Source organism: Variovorax fucosicus (assembly GCF_030316825.1).
GTDB lineage: Bacteria > Pseudomonadota > Gammaproteobacteria > Burkholderiales > Burkholderiaceae_C > Variovorax > Variovorax fucosicus.
The window spans coordinates 1,043,261-1,061,064 of record NZ_JASZYU010000002.1; the positions used below are offsets into that span (position 1 = coordinate 1,043,261).

Consider the following 17,804-nt stretch of genomic DNA (forward strand, 5'->3'; position numbering starts at 1 on the left):
GACTCACTTGATCTTGATGACGACCTTGCCCTTGGCACGGCCTGCTTCGACATAGGCCAGGGCCTCATTGGTCGATTCGAACGGGAAGACCCGGTCCATCACGGGGCGGATGACGCCGGCATCGAAGAGACGGGTGATCTCGCGCAGCTGGCTCCCGTTCGCCTTCATGAAGAGGAACGAGAAGCGGACCCCGCGGCTCTTTGCTTTGCGTCTGATGCCGGAGCTCAGCAGCCGCACGACCAGTTTCACGAAGCCGGGGGCTGCGATCTCCTTGCCGAATTCGGGATCGGGCGGCCCGGAGATGGAGATGAGCTTGCCGCCGCTCTTGAGAACGCGAAGGGATTTCTCGAGCGTCTTGCCGTCCTGGCTGTTCAGCACCACGTCGTAGTCGCGCAAGACATCCTCGAAGTCCTGCGTCTTGTAGTCGATGACGATGTCTGCGCCCAGGCTCTTCACGAGCGCGACATTGTTCGTGCTCGTCGTCGTGGCAACGGTTGCGCCCAGATGCTTGGCCAACTGGATGGCAAAAGTGCCCACGCCACCGGAGCCCGCCTGAATGAAGACCTTCTGTCCCTTCCTCAGGCCGGCCTTCTCGACCAGTGCCTGCCAAGCCGTCAACGCGACCAGGGGAATGGAAGCGGCCTCTTCCATCGTCAGGCCCTTGGGCTTGAGCGCCAGCGAAGCTTCCTTGACGGGGACGAATTCGGCGAACGTACCGATCCGGAAATCATCCGGCCGCGCATAGACCTCATCGCCCAGCTTGAACTGCCGCACGCGCGAACCGACCTTGACGACCACCCCCGCCACGTCGTGGCCCAGGATGAGGGGCAGGCGATAGGGCAGGATGAGCTTGAACTCTCCGTCCCGGATCTTGGAGTCCAGCAGGTTCACGCCGGCGGCATGAACTTCGACCAGGACCTCGTCATCGCGCAACTCGGGGGTCGGCATGTCGGCCGACCGCAACGCGCGCTTCTTGCCATATCGCTCGAGAACAAATGCTTTCATGGATCTTCCTTGTTTGTCGTGCCTATGCTTCGAGCCGCAGGTCTTTTCGAACCCCTGCATCGAGTACGCCAGCGGGCGCAAACCTGCGCAGCAGGCGCATGCGGCTGGCGAGCCCAGGGGCGTAGCGGAGCTTTGGATGAATCGCCGTGGCCGCCTTCAACACGATTTCGGCCACCACATCGGGCCCGTCCGCGCCCACCAGCACTTCCTTGACCCGCTTCTCCACGCCCGCGCGAATCTCGCGGTACACATCGAGGGGCGCGTCGGGCCTCATCAGGTTCGCATCGAATGGCGTGTTGATGTAGGCGGGCTCGACCACCGAGACGCGGATGCCCTGCGTGCGCAGCTCGTGGTCGAGCGATTCCGAATAGCCCGCAACCGCATGCTTGGTGGCGGAATACAGCGCCATGTAGGGCATGGGCAGGAAACCCAGCACGGAGCCGATGTTGATGATGCGCCCGTCCCCTTGACTGCGCATATGCGGCACGACGGCCCGGATCATCCGGACCATCCCGAAGAAGTTGGTATCGAAGATCGACTGGGCCTGCTCGATCGAGCTCTCTTCCGCGCCGGCTGGAGCGACCCCGAAGCCGGCGTTGTTGACGAGAAGGTCGATGCGGCCTTCCAACTGCATCACCTTCTGAACCGCCGCTTCGACCGACGCGTCCTCGGTCACGTCAAGTGGCAGCATCTCGAATGGTCGTTGGCCCGCCTGGCCTGCGCGTCTGCTGGTGCCGTACACCTTGTAGCCGGCCTTCGCAAGCTGCTGTGCAGTCGCTTCGCCGATGCCCGAGGAGGCCCCCGTAACGATGGCAACCTTGCTTTTCGTGTTCATGATGTTTTTCCTTCAGCGTGTGGAATGCGGAGTTCGCATGACAATCATCATATTGTTGAGCGTGCGAGCAGGCAGCGTGTTTCAGGGGATTCAGGCGGGGGCCAGGTATTTCAGTGTGGCCCCGCACAGGCTGTCCGACAACGCGGGGTCGTCGACCGCCCGCGCCAACAGCAATGTGCCCACCATGGCGGCGACGGTCACGAGTGCCCGTTCGTGCGCACCGGGCTGCCCCCAGTCAGGCGACTGGCGGGCGACAAGATCGATCATTTCCTTGATGTGCCGGGTGGTCACCCGGCGGACTTCGGGTGCCTGGCGCGGGGTCTCCGAGCCCAGCGCGGCCAGGGGACAGCCCATCTCGACCTGTGCCAGGTGCTCCCGCGAGAGATAGGAGCGAAGCATGGATGCCAAAGCCTGCTCGGAAGGCACGCTGGCAACAACGCTGGCCGCTGCGGCGGCCGACTCGGCGCACGCCCGAGTCGCTGCTTCGGCCAGCATGGCCTCGCGCGACGCGAAATGGGCATAGAAGGCGCCATGCGTCAGGCCGGCCTCCTTCATGATGTCGGCGACGCCGGTACCGTCGTAGCCGCTGCGGCGGATCGCCCGCGCAGCGACGGACACGATGCGCTCGTGCGAGGCTTCCTTGGCTGCTGCTCTGACGTTGGGCTTTGAATTCCGCATGATGTGCATCATACATTATTTCGCAAAGCACGTACAGGGTCGGTCGACAGCGCCACTGTGCTGCTGATATCGACTGCAAGGCGCAGCGATACAGTCCCCACCATGCGCAAACACCTTTCCACCACCACCGGCACCCAGCGTCTGCTCTACGGCGGCGCGGTCGGCCTTGCGGTCGGGCTGCTGCCCCTGCCGCTGAACGGCATGGCGCGCGGGCTGCTGGGCTGGTGCTGCGGCGTGGCGGTGTACCTGGCGCTGGCATGGTGGCTCACCGCCGCCTTCACGGCGCAGCAGACGCGCGAGCGCGCGCAGTCGCTCGACCAGCCCAACGTGCTGATCCTTTGCAGCATGCTGGCGGTGATTGGCGTGAGCGTGGCGGCCATTGCGATGCTGCTGCAGCAGGTCAAGCAGCTCGATGGGGTGGCGCGGGCCGGGCACATCACGCTGGCGCTGGTGGCACTGGCCGGCTCGTGGCTCATGATCCACACCATCTACGCGTTCCACTACGCGCACAGCTACTACATCCTCGAAAAAGGCCGCAAGGCGGACGAGCACGGGCTGGATTTTCCCGGCACTGCGCCGCCGGACTACTTCGACTTTCTGTACTACTCGCTGGTGGTCGGCATGACCTCGCAGGTGTCCGACGTGCAGATTCTCTCGGCCGAGATGCGCCGCATCACGCTGGTGCACAGCGTGCTGTCGTTCTGCTTCAACATGCTGGTGCTGGCCCTGAGCATCAACGTGGTCGCGGGCGCGATGCAGTAGCGGGCCGGCGCAGCTTGACGATGCCGGTCGACAGCGCCACGCCGCACACGATCACCGCTGCGCAGATCAGCATCCACGGCGTGATCGGTTCGTGCAGGAACACGGCGCCGTAGAACACCGCGAACACCGGCACCAGAAAGGTCACGGTCAGGGCGCGCGCCGGGCCGGCCTGCTCGATCAGGCGAAAGAACAGGATGTAGGCGATGCCGGTGCAGGCCACGCCCAACACCGTGAGCGCAAGCCACGCCTGCAGGCTCGGCATGTGCGTGGGCCAGAACCAGATGGCCGGCAGCGCGAGGAACAGCGTGGCGCCGATCTGGCTGCCGGTGGCCGTTGCCAGCGATGGAATGCCGCCCAGATAGCGCCGCGCCGCGCTCGCCGAAATGCCGTAGCTCAAGCAGGCGCCCAGGCAGGCCAGCACGGCCCACAGCGGCGCCGAACCGGCGTCGCCGGGGTGCGGCCCGGCGCTGCGGCTCGCCAGCATCGCCACGCCGGCAAAACCGATGACCAGGCCGACCAGCCGCGAACCGTCGGGCCGGTCGCGAAACCAGGCCCACGCCACCAGCGCACCGAACATCGGCACCGTGGCATTGATGACCGCCGCGAGCCCGGTGGGCACGACCAGCAGCGCAAAGCAGAACAGCGCAAACGGCAGGCCCGAATTGAACACGCCGATGATGGTGGTCGCCTTCCAGTGCAGCAGCAGTGCCGGGCCATGGCCACTGATGAAGAGGCAGGGCAGCAGGAACAGCATGGCGATCGCCACGCGCACGGCTGCGGTCGGTAGCGCGCCGAACTCGGCCGCGCCGATGCGCATGAACAGGAACGACGCGCCCCACAGCGCGGCCAGCAAGAGCAGGTCGATGACCCAGCGGCGTGGCGGTGTGGGCGGCGCAGCGGTGGTGGGGCTGGCGGCTTCGACGTTCTCGCTCACAGCGCGCCCTCGAGCGTGAGCAGCGCGCTCTTGCGCTCGAGCCCACCCGCGTAGCCGGTGAGGCCACCGTCGGCGCCGAGCACGCGGTGGCACGGCACGACCAAGCTGATCGGGTTGCGCCCGACCGCCGCACCCACCGCGCGCACGGCAGCCGGCTTGCCGATGCCGGCGCTCAGGGCGCCGTAGCTGGTGGTGCTGCCGGGCGCAATGGCGCAGAGCGCCTGCCACACGGCCTGCTGGAACGCGGTGCCGTGCGTCAGGTCGAGCGGCAGATCGAACGCGGCGCGCGTGCCGGCGAAATAGTCGCGCACCTGCTGGGCGGCTTCGCGCAGCACCGGGTGGTCGGCGTCGGCGCGCCAGCCGGTCATGTCCGGCGCGTGGCGCTGCGCGTCGAACCAGAGGCCGGCCAGGCCGTCATCGGTGGCGGCGAGCGTGATGCCGCCGAGCGGGCTGTCGATGTGGGTGCTGCGAATGGCGGCGGGGTTCTTGAACTTCATGGTGTCTCAAGGGGCTCAGGGGTTGTAGGGGTGGCATGCCAGGCGCGCAGCACGGCGTAGCTGCGCCAGGGGCGCCAGCCGAGCGAAGCCTCGTGCGCAGCCTTTGCGCTGCTGGCGCCCAGCGCTTTCTGCAGCGCAACGTCGCCGGCCGGGAAGGCATCGGGCCAACGCAATGCACGCATCGCGATGTATTGCGCCGTCCAGTCCCCGATGCCGGGCAGGGCCTGCAGCGCGGCGAGCGTGGCCGGCACGTCGGCCCCGGCATGCAGCGCGAGGCGGCCGGCCATGACTTCGCGCGCGATGGCCTGCAGCGCGGCCTGGCGCTGTCGCACGATGCCGAGCTGGCCGAGCGCATCGCCGCTGGCGGCAGCAATGGCGGCCGGTGTGGGAAAGAGGCGGGTCAAGCCCGTGACCGGTGTTTCGATCGCCTCGCCGAAGGCCGCCACCAGCCGCGTGCCCAGCGTGCGCGCCGCCGCCACCGTGATCTGCTGGCCCAGCACCGCGCGCACCGCGAGCTCGAAGCCGTCGAGCGTGCCCGGCACGCGCAGCCCGTCGCCCTGCGGAAAGTGCGCGTGCAGCGCAGCGTTGATCGCGATCGGGTCGGCATCGAGGTCGAGCATCGCCCGCACGCGGCTGATCACGACCGGCAGCACGGCCGCAAGCGAATCGCTCACCGACAGCAGCAGTTGCTCGCGCCCGGCATCGAAACGCAGCTGCAGCCAGCCCGCGTGGCTGCGTGCGCCTTGCGCGATGCGCAGCGTGCGTGCCAGCGTACCGGTGCCCGCCATTTCAACGCCCCCCAGCGCGCGACGCTCGAAGAAGCCGAGCATGGCCGCGCTGTCGTAGGGCGGCCGAAAGCCGAGCCGCACTTCGATCGGCTGGCCTTCGCGGCGTGTGCCGGCGCGTCGCAACGCGCTCGGGTTGAGCTTGTAGTGCGCGACGAAGGCCGCGTTGAAGCGCCGCACGCTCGCAAAGCCGCTGGCCAGCGCCACCTGCGTCATGGGCAGGCGCGTGTCGGCAATGAGTTGCTTGGCCGCCAGCAGCCGTCGCGTTTGCAGGTACTGCAGCGGCGACACGCCGAACTGCGTTTCGAAGATGCGGCGCAGGTGCCGGTCGCTCACGCCGAGTCGCGCGGCGATCTGCGCGGCACCCGGGCCATCCTCGGTCCAGGCGTCAGGCTCGTCGATGAGCCGTGCCGCCTGCAGCGCCAGGATGCGCGAGGCATCCTCGATCGACCAGCTGGCAGCCCGCGGCGCCAGCTCGGGCCGGCAACGCAGGCAGGGGCGAAAGCCCTCGGCCTCGCATTGCGCCGCATGGCGGAAGAAGCGACAGTTCTCGCGCCGCGGCAGCTTCACCCGGCACACCGGGCGGCAGTAAATGCCGGTCGACGTGACGGCGGTGAAGAACGTACCGTCGAAGCGTGCGTCGTGCGTCTTCATCGCGAGGTAGCAGGCATCGCTTTCGAGACTCGGCGCGGTGGCGTTGGACATGGCTGGATGATAGGCCTGCGCCATTCTGCAACTAGCCGTTTCCGGACATCTGGCTGATAGATGCGCCGCCTACAATGCCTTTCGCTTTTTCCGACTCAGAAGGGACGCTTCATGCAGCTCAGCGCATCGATTTTCAAGGCCTATGACATTCGCGGCGTGGTGCCCACCACGCTCGACATCGACGTTGCCGAGGCGCTCGGCCGGGCCTTCGGCAGCGCCGCGCGCGCGGCCGGCGAAAAGACGGTGGCAGTGGGGCGCGACGGACGCCTGTCAGGCCCCTCGCTGGCTGCTGCGCTGATCAAGGGCCTGGTGGCGACCGGCGTCGAAGTGATCGACATCGGCGCGGTTACCACGCCGATGCTCTACTTCGCGGCCCACACGCTGTGCCGCAGCGGCATCCAGGTCACGGGCAGCCACAACCCGAAGGACTACAACGGCTTCAAGATGGTGCTGGGCGGCCGTGCCATCTACGGCGACGAGATCCAGGGCCTGCGCCGTGTCATGGAGGCCGGCAGCGCCACGCTGGCCGAGGGCGGCAGCGTGCGCGAGGTCGATGTGCTGCCGGAGTACGTGAAACGCATCGTCGGCGACATCAAGCTGGCGCGCCCCATGAAGATCGTGGTCGATTCGGGCAACGGCATCGCCGGTGCCTCGGCGCCGGCCATCTTCCGCGCGATCGGCTGCGAAGTGACCGAACTCTTCAGCGAGGTCGACGGCAACTTTCCCAACCACCATCCCGACCCGAGCAAGCCCGACAACCTGAAGGACCTGATCGCTGCACTGCAGAAGGGCGATGCCGAACTCGGCCTGGCCTTCGACGGCGACGGCGACCGGCTCGGCATCGTCACCAAGGACGGCCAGAACATCTTTCCGGACCGCCAGATGCAGCTGTTTGCGCAGGACGTGCTGTCGCGCGTGCCGGGCGGCACCATCATCTACGACGTGAAGTGCTCCCAGCGCCTCGGCCCGGCGATCGAAGCCGCCGGCGGCGTGGCCATGATCTACAAGACCGGCCATTCGCTGATCAAGGCGAAGATGAAGGAACTCGACTCGCCACTCGGCGGCGAGATGAGTGGCCACATCTTCTTCAAGGAACGCTGGTTCGGCTTCGACGACGGCACCTACGCCGGTTGCCGCCTTCTCGAAATCCTCAGCAAGAGCCCCGACGCCAACGCGGTGCTCAACGGCCTGCCCACCAGCTTCTCGACGCCCGAGCTCAACGTGCAGTGCGCCGAAGGCGAGCCGCACGGCCTGGTCGATACGCTGGTCAAGACCGCACTTTTCGACGCGCCGGCCAAGGTCTCGACCATCGACGGCCTGCGTGTCGACTGGCCCGATGGTTTCGGCCTGATCCGTGCGTCGAACACCACGCCGGTGCTGGTGATGCGCTTCGAAGGCCAGACCGACGCCGCGCTGCACCGCATCCAGGATCGGATGCTGACGCTTCTCAAGACCGTCAAACCCGACGCCACGCTCGCAGAGGCCGCCCACTGAGCCGCATGCGTTCGCTGTCCCTGCGCCTCTACGGCGTGGTCACCTGGTTGATGCAGCCGCTCGTTCGCCGCAAGTTGCGGCGCCGCGCCGTGGCCGAGCCCGGCTATGCGATGGCGGTGGAAGAGCGATTCGGCCACTACCCGACCACGCCGGCCGGCACCGACTGGTGCTGGATCCATGCGGTGTCGCTCGGCGAGGCACGCGCCGCCGCGATCCTTATCGAAGAATTGCGGCGCCAGGCACCTGGCATCCGCCTGCTGCTCACGCACGGCACCGCCACCGGCCGCGAAGAGGGCGCCAAGCTGCTCCAGACCGGCGACATCCAGGTCTGGCAGCCGTGGGACACGCCTTCGGCCGTCGCGCGCTTTCTGGATCGCTTTGCGCCGCGCATCGGCGTGTTGATGGAAACCGAGGTCTGGCCCGAGATGACGGCCGCCTGCGCCGAGCGCGGCATTCCGCTGGTGCTGGCCAACGCGCGGCTGAACGAAAAGTCGCTCGCGTCCGCCGAGCGGCTCGGCTGGCTTGCGCGGCCGGCCTACTCGGCGCTGGCCGCCGTTTGGGCGCAGACCGAAGCCGATTCCCACCGCCTGGTGTCGCTCGGCGCCAAGGTTGCGGGCGTGTTCGGCAACATGAAGTTCGACGCAGCGCCCGAGACGCGCCAACTCGTGGCCGCCGCCAACCTGCGCGCCAGGCTGCCCAAGCCGGTTGTGGTGTTCGCGAGTTCGCGCGATGGCGAGGAGCAGCAGTTCCTCGAGGTGCTCAAGCGCTTCGGTGCCACCGTGCCCGTGCCGCCGGTGCAGGTGGCCGTCAACTCGATCGCCAAGCGGGTGCACGACGTGCAATGGATGATCGTGCCGCGACACCCGCAGCGCTTCGACGAGGTCGCCGCGCTGGTCGAGGCCCAGGGCTTCGCGGTGGCGCGCCGCAGCACGGCGGGCGAAGAGCCCGGCGACGCCGAAATCTGGCTCGGCGATTCGCTGGGCGAGATGGCGCTTTACTACGGCCTGGCGCACGTCGCGTTGCTCGGCGGCAGTTTCGAGCCGCTCGGTGGCCAGAACCTGATCGAAGCGGCCGCCTGCGGCTGCCCGGTGGTGATGGGCCCGTCGACCTTCAACTTCGCCGAAGCCGCCGAGCTCTCGCTCGCGGCCGGCGCCGCGCAACGCGTACCCGACATGGAACATGCCGTGAAGGTTGCGCTCGCGCTGGTGGCCGACCCCGCGCGCCACGACGCCATGGTGCAGGCCGCGCTCGCCTTTTCGTCGTCCAACCGCGGCGCCGCGCAGCGCACGGCGGCGGCGCTGCTGGCGATTGCGGTGCCGGCCGGGCCGGCGCAGTAGGTCAGCGCACCGGCGGATTCACGATCACCGGCGGCGGAGGCGGCGAGGGCATCACCGGCGGCGTCGGGTTGAACGGCTGCTGGGGCACGGGCGGCACGGTCGGAATGGTGGTGGGCACCACCGGCACCGGGCTCTGCGTCGCGGCCGACGGGGCATCGGCCGAGGCCGCCGCCGCTGCGCTACCGGGTGCGGCCAAGGTGGCGTTGATGGCCTGCAGGTCGTTCTCGGTCAGCGTGCCGTTGGCCTGGCGCAGCTTCAGGTTGCCCAGCAGCACGTTGTAGCGCGCCTGTGCCAGGTCGCGCTTGGTCTGGAACAGCTGGCTCTGCGAATTGAGCACGTCGATGTTGATGCGTACGCCGACCTGGTAGCCGAGCCGGTTGGCGTCGAGTGCGCTCTGGCTGGACGACTCGGCCGCTTCCAGTGCCTTGACCTGGCCGGCGCCCGACACGAGGCCGAGATAGGCGGCGCGCGTGGCCTGCGTCACGCTGCGGCGCGTGGATTCGAGCACCTGCTTCGACTGCTCTTCGAGCGCCAGCGTTTCCTTGATGCGGTTTTCGGTCGCGAAGCCGGCGAACAGCGGCATGCTGAACACCACGCCCACGCTGGCCGCGCCGATGCGCGACTTGCCCGTGCTGGTGCTGGTGCCTTGCGGGTTGTTGGTGACGTTGTAGCCAAGCTGTGCGTCGATCGTCGGCTTGTGGCCGGCCTCGGCCTTCTGCACTTCGAGCCCGGCCACGTCGACCGCGAGCCGCGCCTGCTGGATCGAGGGGTGCGCGGCCTCGGCTTGCGCCACCCATGCGTTGATGTCGGCCGGCAGCAGCACCGGCAACGCGACGGGCGCGGCCAGCGGCGTCGGCACGGTGCCGACGCGGCCGACCAGCTGGTCGAGCACGATCTTCTTCACTTGCAGGTCGTTCTCGGCCGCGATCTCCTGCGCGATCACGAGGTCGTAGCGGGCCTGGGCTTCGCGCGAATCGGTGATGGTGGAGGTGCCGACCTCGAAGTTGCGCTTGGCCGAAGCAAGCTGCTCGGCCACCGCGACTTTCTGCGCCCGTACCAGGGCCAGGCTGTCCTGGCTGGCCAGCACGTCGAAGTAGGCCTGGCTCACGCGCACCACGATGTCCTGGTCGGCGGCGATCAGCACGGCCTGCGCGATGTCGGCCTGGCGCTTGCCCTGTTCGTAGGTCGCCCAGTTGGCCGGGCGGTAGAGCGGCTGGGTGGCGTTGACGCCGGCCGTCTGCGTGTTGAGCTTGCGCGAGATATCGGCCGACGGCGTGTCGATGTCGAGGTTGGTGTGCGTGGCGCCGGCCGAGAGGCCGACCGCCGGCAGGATGCCCGCCTTGGCCTGGGCCGCCCGCGCCAGGCTCGCGTCGTATTGCGCGCGCGCGGCCTGGTAGGTGGCGTCGTAGCCGCGCGCTGCTTCATACAGCTCGACCAGGCTCTGGCCGTGGGCCGGCAGGGCCAGCGCCATCGAAAGCGCTGCCGCAAGGGGGAGAAGCCGGAACACGGTCATGAAAAGAGTCCTTGAAAAAAAATTCAATAGCGCGGCACGGCAGGGTCGTGCAGCATCGACCAGGCGTCGATGCCGCCGGCCACGTTGGCCAGTGCATCGAATCCGTTCTGGTTCAGGAACATGGCCACGCGCTGGCTGCGCGCGCCGTGATGGCAGAGGCAGGCCACGCGTTGGCCGGCATCGAGTTCGGCCAGCCGGGCCGGAACTTCGTTCATGGGGATGGCCAGCAGCGTGAAGCCGGCTGGCGTGACGCTGGCGGTCTGCCGTTCCCAGGGCTCGCGCACGTCCAGCAGCACCGGCGCGGCGGCTGGGTCTACGGCGAACCATGCGGCCAGATCGGCGGGGGCGACTTGATCTATCACGGCGTTGCGATCAAAAACTGAAGCGCGACGGCTCTGGGAAATTGAGCAGGCGCGGCGCCACGGTGTCCCAGGGCTGGGCGGTGCTCCACTGGCCTTCGCCGGTGCGGGTGACGATGTGGGTGCGCATCATGGGCTCCTCGCCGACGATCGCCACCAGGCGGCCACCGACGTTGAGGGAGCTCAGCAGGCTTTGCGGAATCTTCGCGACCGAGCCGCTGAGCACGATCACGTCGAAGCTCGGGCCGCTCGGCAGCGGCTTGGAGCCGTCGGCGTTGCGCACCTCGACATTGCTCACGCCGTTGCGGCGCAGCGTTTCGGCGGCGCTGGCGGCCAGCGCGGGGTTGATTTCGAGTGTCAGCACGCTGGCTGCGCGGTGCGCGAGCAGGGCGGCCATGAAGCCGGAGCCGGTGCCGATCTCGAGCACCGTTTCATCCTTTTGCACCTGCAGATCGTGCAGCGTGCGGGCCTCGATCTTGGGCGCCAGCATGGTTTCGCCGGACACGCTGCCGTCGCCCAGGGGCAGTTCCATGTCGAAGAAGGCCAGCGCGCGATGGGCCTGGGGCACGTAGTCCTCGCGCCGGATCTCGCCCAGCAGCGCGAGGATCGCCGGATCGTGCACGTCCCAGGGACGGATCTGCTGCTCGATCATGTTGAAGCGCAGGTGCGCAAGGGTGGGGTTGGCGTTGGGGTTCATGGTCTTTCTCCGTCGGGTCAGGACAAACCCTTGATTTTAGGTGGCGCGCCCAGCGGCAGCGCCGGCGCACGGTGCCAATGCCGTTTGGCCCAGGCGCCAAGGTCGTCGAGATAGCAGTACACGACCGGCACCACCACCAGCGTCAGCAGCGACGAGGTGATCACCCCGCCGATCACGGCCTGGCCCATCGGTGCGCGCTGCTCGGCGCCTTCGCTGAGCGCAAACGCCAGCGGCACCATGCCGAAAATCATCGCCAGCGTGGTCATCAGGATCGGGCGCAGCCGCACGCGCGCGGCCAGCAGCAGGGCCTCGGCGCGCGGCAGGCCGGGCACGCTGCTGCCGTCCGGCGCGATGCCCGGCTCGCGCGCACGGATCGCAAAGTCCACCAGCAGGATCGCGTTCTTGGTGACCAGGCCCATCAGCATCACGATGCCGATGATCGAGAACATCGACAGCGTCGAGCGGAACATCAGCAGCGCCAGCACCACGCCGATCAGCGTGAGGGGCAGCGCGGTCATCAGCGCCAGCGGCTGCAGGAAGCTCTTGAACTGGCTGGCCAGGATCATGTAGATGAAGATGATCGCCAGCGCCAGCGCCGAGACCGCATAGCCGAACGACTCCTGCATGTTCTTGGTGGCGCCGCTGAACTGCCAGCCGTAGCCGGGCGGAAAGGCAATGCCTTCGAGCGCTGCGCGGATGTCGGCCGACACTTCACCGGCCGAGCGGCCGCCGGTGTTGGCATTGATCGAGACCTCGCGTGCCAGCGCGCGGCGGTTGATCTGGTTCGGCCCGGTTGCTTCGCGCACGTCGGCCACCTGCTGCAGGCGCACGATGCGGCTGCTGCCGTCGGCGTTGGCGCCCATCGTGGTGCTCGCGAACGGCAGCCGCGCCAGGTCGGCCGGCGCGTTGCGCACTTCGGGCGCGAGCCGCACGTTCACGTCGTAGGTCTGGTCGTCGGGCGCGCGCCAGTTGCCGACCGTGGTGCCGGCCACCAGCGTGCGCAGCGCGCTCGCGATCGGCGCCACGCCGAGGCCGAGGTCGGACGCCGCGTCGCGCCGCACCACGATGTTGACCGTCGGCTTGTTCGGCTTGAGGCTGGAGTCCAGGTCGACCAGGCCGGGCACGCCGCGGATGCGCTCGGTCACGAGCTGCGTGAGGCGCTCCAGTTCTTTCAGGTCGGGGCCCTGCAGCGAGAACTCGATCGCCTTGTTGCCGCCGACCGAATCGCGCAGGCCCACGTGGGTGACGGTGATGCCGGGCACCGTGCGCAGGCGCTCGCGCAGCACGGCCGACATCGCATCGACGCTGCGGCTGCGATCCTTGCGATCGACCAGCCGCACGTAGATGCTCGCGTACATCTTGCCCTGCGCGTCGCCGGTGTTGATGGTGGAGAGCGTGTAGCGCACCTCGGGCATCTCGCGCAGGATGCCTTCGACCTGGCGCGCCTTGGCTTCGGTCACTTCGAGCGACGAGCCGACCGGCGTGTAGAAGTTGATGGCGGTTTCGGAGAAGTCGGCCTTGGGCACGAACTCGGTGCCGAGCAGCGGCACCATGAACACGCTGCCGACGAAGATGCCGAGCGCAGCCAGCAGCGTGGCGAGCTTGTGGCCGAGCGACCAGCGCAGGATGCCCTGGTAGGCCTCGGCCAGCTTCTCTGTCGCGTCGTCGAACCAGCCGGTGACGCGGCCGATGGTCTTGTCGTAGAAGGTCACGGGCGCTTCGCGCTTGCCCTGCTTGTCGATCGCGGGGTCGTGCCAGATGCTCGAGAGCATCGGGTCGAGCGTGAAGCTCACGAACATCGAGATCAGCACGGCCGCCACGATCGTGATGCCGAACTCGTGGAAGAACTTGCCGATGATGCCGCCCATGAAACCGATCGGCAGGAACACCGCCACGATCGAGAGCGTGGTGGCCAGCACGGCGAGGCCGATTTCCTGGGTGCCGTCGAGCGCGGCCTGGAACGGCGCCTTGCCCAACTGCACGTGGCGCACGATGTTTTCGCGCACCACGATCGCGTCGTCGATCAGCAGGCCGACGCACAGCGACAGCGCCATCAGCGTCACCATGTTGATGGTGAAGCCGAACATCTGCATGAACCAGAAGGTGCCGATCAGCGCGATCGGCAGGGTCAGCCCGGTGATCACGGTCGAGCGCCACGAATTGAGGAACAGGAACACGATCAGCACGGTGAGCAGCGCGCCTTCGATCAGCGTCTGCCGCACGTTCTTCACGCCGACCCGGATCTGGCGCGAGGCATCGCCGATCGGCTCCAGCAGCACGCCCGGCGGCAGTTGCGGCCGGATCTCTGCGATTGCCTTGACCAGCCCGTCGACCACGCCGATGGTGTTCTCGTCCTGCGCCTTCTGCACCGACAGCAGCAGCGTGCGCTGGCCGTTGTAGAGCGCGAGGCTGTCGATTTCCTGTGCGCCGTCGGCCACGCGCGCAACCTGCTCGACGCGGATCGGTGCGCCGCCCTTGCGCGTGACGATGATCTTGCCGAAGTCTTCCGGCCGCTCCATGCGGGCATCGATCTGCACCACGCGATCCTGTTCGAGCGAGCGCACCGAGCCCACCGGCAGTGCCTGGTTTTCGCTGCGCACTGCGCTCACCACCTGGTCGGCGCTGACGCCGAGCGCTTCCATCGCCTGCGGGTTGAGGTAGAGGTTGATCTCGCGCTTGGTGCCGCCCACCAGCGTGACGGAGCCGACGCCGCGCACGTTTTCAAGCCGCTTCTTCAACACCTGGTCGGCCCAGTTGGTGAGCTCCACCGCACTCGGCTGCTGCTTGACAGCCGGATCGGGCAGCACGGCGACCGACCACACGGGGCGCGACGCCGGGTCGAAGCGCAGCACGCGCGGGTCTTTCACCTCGTCGCGGAACAGCGGACGCACCGCGGCCACCTTTTCGCGCACGTCGTCGGCCGCCTTGCGCCCGTCGACGTACAGCTGGAACTCGATGATGACGACCGACTGGCCTTCGTAGCTGCGCGAGGTGAGGGCGTTGATGCCGGCGATCGAGTTGACGCCTTCCTCGACCTTCTTGGTGACTTCGCTCTCGACGATCTCGGGCGACGCACCGGGGTACTCGGTGATGACCACCACCACCGGAAAGTCGATGTTCGGAAACTGGTCGACCTGCAGCCGCTGGTAGGAAAAGATGCCGAGCACCACCAGCGCCAGCATCAGCATGGTCGCGAACACCGGATTGCGGAGGCTGACGCGCGTGAACCACATGGGGGCGGGTGTCGCTCAGGGCGCCGTGCGCGCCGGCCCGGGCGCAGCGGCCGCGGCCAGTTTCACCCGCGTGCCTTCGCGCAGCGGGCCGATGCTGCCGGCCACGACCAGCGCGCCGTCCTCGATGCCGCTCACCGCCACGAAGGTCTGGCCGTCGAGCTGGCCGCGCAGCCCCGTCTGCACCGGCCGGTGCACGATGCGGCCATCGACCACCGCTTGCACATAGGGCGCCGGCTTGTCGATGCGCACCGCGGTGAGCGGCAGGGCCAGCGCCGTGCTGCGCCCGACGTCGATGCTGCCCTGCGCGAACAGGCCCTGGCGAAAGCCGGTGGCGCTGTCGAGCCGCAGGTAGACCAGCACGCTGCGGCTGCCGGCCTGCGCGCTCGGGTTCACGCGCACCACGCTGGCATCGACGCGGCGCTCGGCGGGCGTGGCGCCTAGCGCACTGCCTTCGATCTGCAGCGTGGCGCGCTGGCCGACCCGCACCGCGACCGAGTCGGCCGCGGCCAGCGTGGCCTCGACCTCGATGCGGCTCAGGTCGACTACCTCGATCACGCGGCCCTCGACGGCGATGCGTTCGCCCGGCTGCGCCAGGCGTTGTGCCACCTGGCCGGTGATCGGGCTCTTGAGCACGGTGTCGTTCAGCGACTTGCGCGCCACCTCCACGGCCGCGAGCGCGGCGCGGTGGGTCGAGCGCGCGGCATTGAGGTTGGACTGCGAGGTGTCGAGCGCAGTGCGCGAGATGAAGCCCTGGTCCACCAGCGCCTGGTTGTTGTCGAAGGTGCGCTGCGCCACGTCGGCCTGGGCGGCGGCCGAATCGGCCTGTTCCTGCGCCTGTCGAACGCGGGAGGTGTATTCGACCGGGTCGATGCGTGCGATCACCTGGCCGGCCGTGACCGTGTCGCCCTCGCGCACCGTGAGATCCATGAGCTCGCCGGCAACGCGGGCCTTGACCACGGCCCAGTCGACCGCCCGCAACGTGCCCGACACCGGCAGCGTTTGCGCCAGTGCGCGCGGCCCCGCGCGCACGACTTCGGCCGGGTTCAGCACCACTTCGGTTTCTGCCGGCTTCGCGGCAGCGGTGGCCACTGCTGCCTGCTGCGCCCTGCGCGCCGACACCGCGCGCAGCACCGCGCCGGCAATCAGCAGCAGCAGCAGCGCCGCCAGCATCCAGCGCCACCAGGCTCGTTTCATGCGCCGCTCCCGTCCGGGGTGCAAAGGCCGCCCAGCAGGGTTTCGGCCTGCAGGGTGATGTACTTTTCGGGATCCAGCTCGACCCCGGGATCCATGCAGATGTTGCCCGAGTGCTTGGACAGCATGAGAAAGATCATCGGTGCCAGCACGGTGTAGATCGCGAGGTCGACGTCGACTCCCTTGAACTCGCCGCGCTCGATGCCGCGCCGGATCACGCGGCGCAGCAGTTCATGGCCGGGTTGCACCACTTCGGTCTGGTAGAACCTGGCCAGTTCCGGGAAGTTGCCACCCTCGCTCATCATGAGCTTGGTGATGCCCGACACCTTGGTCGAGCCGACCCGCTCCCACCAGACGCGCATCACGTAGCGCAGCATGTCGGGCGTGCTGCCTTCGAAGGCCTCGAACTCCTGGTTCCACTCGCCAAAGCGACCCGAGAGGTTCTCGCGGATCACGGCCTTGAAGAGTTCTTCCTTGCTCGGGAAGTAGAGGAACAGCGTGCCCTTGGAAACCCCGGCCCGCGCCGCCACCTCTTCGGAGCGCGTGGCGGCAAAGCCCTTCTCGACGAACAGGTCGAGCGCCGCTTCCAGCAGCTCGCCGGGACGCGCCTCCTTGCGGCGTTCGCGCTTGGCGCGCACGGGGCACAGCTTGTCGGCAAGAAAGCGGGGAGTGGGCATGAAAGTTAATGACTGACGGGTTAGTAATGTAGTGAGCGCCATCCCAGCCGTCAAGCCGCCACAATACCGGGCCCGCGCTTTTTACCCTCTCCGGAGTTTCGTCATGTCGTCCCCTGTTCCTGCCACTGAAACCATCGTCCTCGGCGGCGGCTGCTTCTGGTGCACCGAGGCCGTGTTCGACCGGGTGCAGGGCGTGACCGATGTGGAATCGGGCTACTGCAATGGCCAGGTGCCCAACCCGACCTACGAGCAGGTCTGCAGCGGCCGCACCGGTGCGGTGGAAGTGGTCAGGGTCCAGTTCGACACCGCCCAGATCACGTTGCGCGAGATCCTCGAGATCTTCTTCGTCGTGCACGACCCCACTACCCTGAACCGCCAGGGCAACGACACCGGCACGCAATACCGCAGTGGTATCTACACCACCAGCGAGGCGCAGCGCGAGGTGGCTCAGTCGGTGATCCGCGAGATGGTCGAGAGCAAGACCTACCATTCGCCGATCGTCACCGAGGTGGTGCCGCTCGCCGGTTACTCGACCGCCGAGGCCTACCACCAGGACTACTTCCTGAACAACCCGAACCAGGGCTACTGCGCTTTCGTGGTCGGACCCAAGGTCGAGAAGTTCAGGAAGACTTTCGCCGCCAGGGTCAAGGACTGAGCGTTCCCTTGCAAGCCAGCCTCTTCATGTCCCGCAGCCGCCAGGCCGCACTGCTCGTCGCGCTCGCGGTGGCGCTGTGGGTGGCCGGCACGCTGGGGCTGGTGCACCGAACTGTGCATGTGCCCGGTGCGCCGCATGCGACGGTGCAGCAGGCTTCCGCCACCGCCAAGACGCACAGTCACGGCAACTGGGTCGCCGCGCTGTTCGGCCAGCATCATGAAGATGCCGACTGCCGGCTTTACGATCAACTGGCCCACGGCCCGGCCGCGCTCGGCGTGCCGATGATGGTGTTGCCGCTGGTGCTGCCGGTGGCCGTTTTCGACTTTCTCGAGGGCCAGGCACTGGCCCGATGGGTTGCGCTGTTCGACGCGCGCGGCCCGCCTTCTTCTCGCTGAATCCCCTCTGACTTTCCGGTTGCTGCGCCTCCTTGTCTGGGGCCGCGGCCGG

General features: G+C 67.9%; 17 protein-coding genes. 5 read left to right on the plus strand and 12 right to left on the minus strand.

The genetic code is table 11. From position 1 onward, the window contains the following. Window positions 1-3 precede the first annotated feature (3 nt). The 3 genes from QTI05_RS17160 to QTI05_RS17170 all read right to left on the minus strand — a co-directional run bounded on the left by QTI05_RS17160 (window position 4) and on the right by QTI05_RS17170 (window position 2,530). Complete coding sequence (locus QTI05_RS17160; protein WP_286622418.1) at window positions 4-1,005, minus strand: NADP-dependent oxidoreductase; 1,002 nt, start codon at window positions 1,003-1,005, stop codon at window positions 4-6. A gap of 22 nt (window positions 1,006-1,027) precedes the next feature. After that, window positions 1,028-1,840 (minus strand): oxidoreductase, encoded by an 813-nt coding sequence (locus tag QTI05_RS17165; RefSeq protein ID WP_286547308.1) that lies wholly within the window; start codon window positions 1,838-1,840, stop codon window positions 1,028-1,030. A 90-nt stretch (window positions 1,841-1,930) separates the two neighbouring features. Further along, complete coding sequence (locus tag QTI05_RS17170; RefSeq protein ID WP_286622364.1) at window positions 1,931-2,530, minus strand: TetR/AcrR family transcriptional regulator; 600 nt, start codon at window positions 2,528-2,530, stop codon at window positions 1,931-1,933. Between the two features lie 90 nt (window positions 2,531-2,620). Between QTI05_RS17170 and QTI05_RS17175 the strand changes: the two genes are divergently transcribed. Beyond that, window positions 2,621-3,280 carry a DUF1345 domain-containing protein gene (locus QTI05_RS17175; protein WP_286622365.1) on the plus strand — a complete coding sequence of 220 codons (660 nt, stop codon included), beginning with the start codon at window positions 2,621-2,623 and terminating at the stop codon, window positions 3,278-3,280. On the opposite strand, the gene QTI05_RS17180 is transcribed toward QTI05_RS17175, so the two are convergent. The 3 genes from QTI05_RS17180 to QTI05_RS17190 are packed head-to-tail and all read right to left on the minus strand — an operon-like array spanning window position 3,252 to window position 6,201. Further along, window positions 3,252-4,214: a DMT family transporter gene (locus QTI05_RS17180; RefSeq protein ID WP_444812913.1), complete on the minus strand. Its 963-nt coding sequence runs from the start codon at window positions 4,212-4,214 to the stop codon at window positions 3,252-3,254. The two genes, QTI05_RS17175 and QTI05_RS17180, sit on opposite strands and share 29 nt — an antisense overlap. Continuing rightward, a complete protein-coding gene (locus QTI05_RS17185) occupies window positions 4,211-4,711 on the minus strand; it encodes a methylated-DNA--[protein]-cysteine S-methyltransferase (RefSeq protein WP_286622366.1) in 501 nt (166 codons plus the stop codon). The genes QTI05_RS17180 and QTI05_RS17185 overlap by 4 nt, the downstream gene beginning before the upstream one ends. After that, on the minus strand, window positions 4,708-6,201 hold the full coding sequence (locus tag QTI05_RS17190; protein WP_286622368.1) for a DNA-3-methyladenine glycosylase 2 family protein: 1,494 nt from the start codon (window positions 6,199-6,201) through the stop codon (window positions 4,708-4,710). Before QTI05_RS17190 ends, QTI05_RS17185 begins: the two co-directional genes overlap by 4 nt. A gap of 111 nt (window positions 6,202-6,312) precedes the next feature. On the opposite strand from QTI05_RS17190, the gene QTI05_RS17195 reads away from it, so the two are divergent. Further along, window positions 6,313-7,695: a phosphomannomutase/phosphoglucomutase gene (locus QTI05_RS17195; protein ID WP_286622370.1), complete on the plus strand. Its 1,383-nt coding sequence runs from the start codon at window positions 6,313-6,315 to the stop codon at window positions 7,693-7,695. 5 nt (window positions 7,696-7,700) lie between these two features. Next, complete coding sequence (locus tag QTI05_RS17200) at window positions 7,701-9,032, plus strand: 3-deoxy-D-manno-octulosonic acid transferase (RefSeq protein ID WP_286547317.1); 1,332 nt, start codon at window positions 7,701-7,703, stop codon at window positions 9,030-9,032. Between the two features lies 1 nt (window position 9,033). Here the strand turns inward: QTI05_RS17200 and QTI05_RS17205 are convergent, their stop codons facing one another. The 6 genes from QTI05_RS17205 to QTI05_RS17230 are packed head-to-tail and all read right to left on the minus strand — an operon-like array spanning window position 9,034 to window position 16,702. Then, window positions 9,034-10,545: a TolC family outer membrane protein gene (locus QTI05_RS17205; protein WP_286622371.1), complete on the minus strand. Its 1,512-nt coding sequence runs from the start codon at window positions 10,543-10,545 to the stop codon at window positions 9,034-9,036. A 23-nt stretch (window positions 10,546-10,568) separates the two neighbouring features. Then, on the minus strand, window positions 10,569-10,907 hold the full coding sequence (locus QTI05_RS17210) for a rhodanese-like domain-containing protein (protein ID WP_286622372.1): 339 nt from the start codon (window positions 10,905-10,907) through the stop codon (window positions 10,569-10,571). A 10-nt stretch (window positions 10,908-10,917) separates the two neighbouring features. Further along, window positions 10,918-11,601 (minus strand): protein-L-isoaspartate O-methyltransferase family protein, encoded by a 684-nt coding sequence (locus tag QTI05_RS17215; protein ID WP_286622373.1) that lies wholly within the window; start codon window positions 11,599-11,601, stop codon window positions 10,918-10,920. Between the two features lie 17 nt (window positions 11,602-11,618). Beyond that, a complete protein-coding gene (locus QTI05_RS17220) occupies window positions 11,619-14,834 on the minus strand; it encodes an efflux RND transporter permease subunit (RefSeq protein WP_286622374.1) in 3,216 nt (1,071 codons plus the stop codon). Window positions 14,835-14,849: 15 nt separating this feature from the next. Next, window positions 14,850-16,028 (minus strand): efflux RND transporter periplasmic adaptor subunit, encoded by a 1,179-nt coding sequence (locus tag QTI05_RS17225; RefSeq protein ID WP_286622376.1) that lies wholly within the window; start codon window positions 16,026-16,028, stop codon window positions 14,850-14,852. Further along, window positions 16,025-16,702, minus strand: a complete 678-nt coding sequence (locus QTI05_RS17230) for a TetR/AcrR family transcriptional regulator (protein WP_286622377.1) — start codon at window positions 16,700-16,702, stop codon at window positions 16,025-16,027. Before QTI05_RS17230 ends, QTI05_RS17225 begins: the two co-directional genes overlap by 4 nt. A gap of 103 nt (window positions 16,703-16,805) precedes the next feature. On the opposite strand from QTI05_RS17230, the gene msrA reads away from it, so the two are divergent. Both msrA and QTI05_RS17240 read left to right on the plus strand, forming a co-directional pair. Next, window positions 16,806-17,357 (plus strand): peptide-methionine (S)-S-oxide reductase MsrA, encoded by a 552-nt coding sequence (gene msrA, locus QTI05_RS17235; RefSeq protein ID WP_286547328.1) that lies wholly within the window; start codon window positions 16,806-16,808, stop codon window positions 17,355-17,357. 26 nt (window positions 17,358-17,383) lie between these two features. Beyond that, window positions 17,384-17,752 (plus strand): hypothetical protein, encoded by a 369-nt coding sequence (locus QTI05_RS17240; RefSeq protein WP_286657829.1) that lies wholly within the window; start codon window positions 17,384-17,386, stop codon window positions 17,750-17,752. Window positions 17,753-17,804: the final 52 nt, after the last annotated feature.

What these genes read in the sequence shown, in the direction of transcription:
- QTI05_RS17230 (WP_286622377.1), bottom strand. Translation starts at nt 16,702, where the DNA reads ATGCCCACTCCCCGCTTTCTTGCCGACAAGCTGTGCCCCGTGCGCGCC.
- QTI05_RS17200 (WP_286547317.1), top strand. Translation starts at nt 7,701, where the DNA reads ATGCGTTCGCTGTCCCTGCGCCTCTACGGCGTGGTCACCTGGTTGATG.
- QTI05_RS17240 (WP_286657829.1), top strand. Translation starts at nt 17,384, where the DNA reads ATGTCCCGCAGCCGCCAGGCCGCACTGCTCGTCGCGCTCGCGGTGGCG.
- QTI05_RS17205 (WP_286622371.1), bottom strand. Translation starts at nt 10,545, where the DNA reads ATGACCGTGTTCCGGCTTCTCCCCCTTGCGGCAGCGCTTTCGATGGCG.
- QTI05_RS17195 (WP_286622370.1), top strand. Translation starts at nt 6,313, where the DNA reads ATGCAGCTCAGCGCATCGATTTTCAAGGCCTATGACATTCGCGGCGTG.
- QTI05_RS17215 (WP_286622373.1), bottom strand. Translation starts at nt 11,601, where the DNA reads ATGAACCCCAACGCCAACCCCACCCTTGCGCACCTGCGCTTCAACATG.
- QTI05_RS17165 (WP_286547308.1), bottom strand. Translation starts at nt 1,840, where the DNA reads ATGAACACGAAAAGCAAGGTTGCCATCGTTACGGGGGCCTCCTCGGGC.
- QTI05_RS17220 (WP_286622374.1), bottom strand. Translation starts at nt 14,834, where the DNA reads ATGTGGTTCACGCGCGTCAGCCTCCGCAATCCGGTGTTCGCGACCATG.
- QTI05_RS17185 (WP_286622366.1), bottom strand. Translation starts at nt 4,711, where the DNA reads ATGAAGTTCAAGAACCCCGCCGCCATTCGCAGCACCCACATCGACAGC.
- QTI05_RS17225 (WP_286622376.1), bottom strand. Translation starts at nt 16,028, where the DNA reads ATGAAACGAGCCTGGTGGCGCTGGATGCTGGCGGCGCTGCTGCTGCTG.
- QTI05_RS17190 (WP_286622368.1), bottom strand. Translation starts at nt 6,201, where the DNA reads ATGTCCAACGCCACCGCGCCGAGTCTCGAAAGCGATGCCTGCTACCTC.
- QTI05_RS17170 (WP_286622364.1), bottom strand. Translation starts at nt 2,530, where the DNA reads ATGATGCACATCATGCGGAATTCAAAGCCCAACGTCAGAGCAGCAGCC.
- msrA (WP_286547328.1), top strand. Translation starts at nt 16,806, where the DNA reads ATGTCGTCCCCTGTTCCTGCCACTGAAACCATCGTCCTCGGCGGCGGC.
- QTI05_RS17160 (WP_286622418.1), bottom strand. Translation starts at nt 1,005, where the DNA reads ATGAAAGCATTTGTTCTCGAGCGATATGGCAAGAAGCGCGCGTTGCGG.
- QTI05_RS17175 (WP_286622365.1), top strand. Translation starts at nt 2,621, where the DNA reads ATGCGCAAACACCTTTCCACCACCACCGGCACCCAGCGTCTGCTCTAC.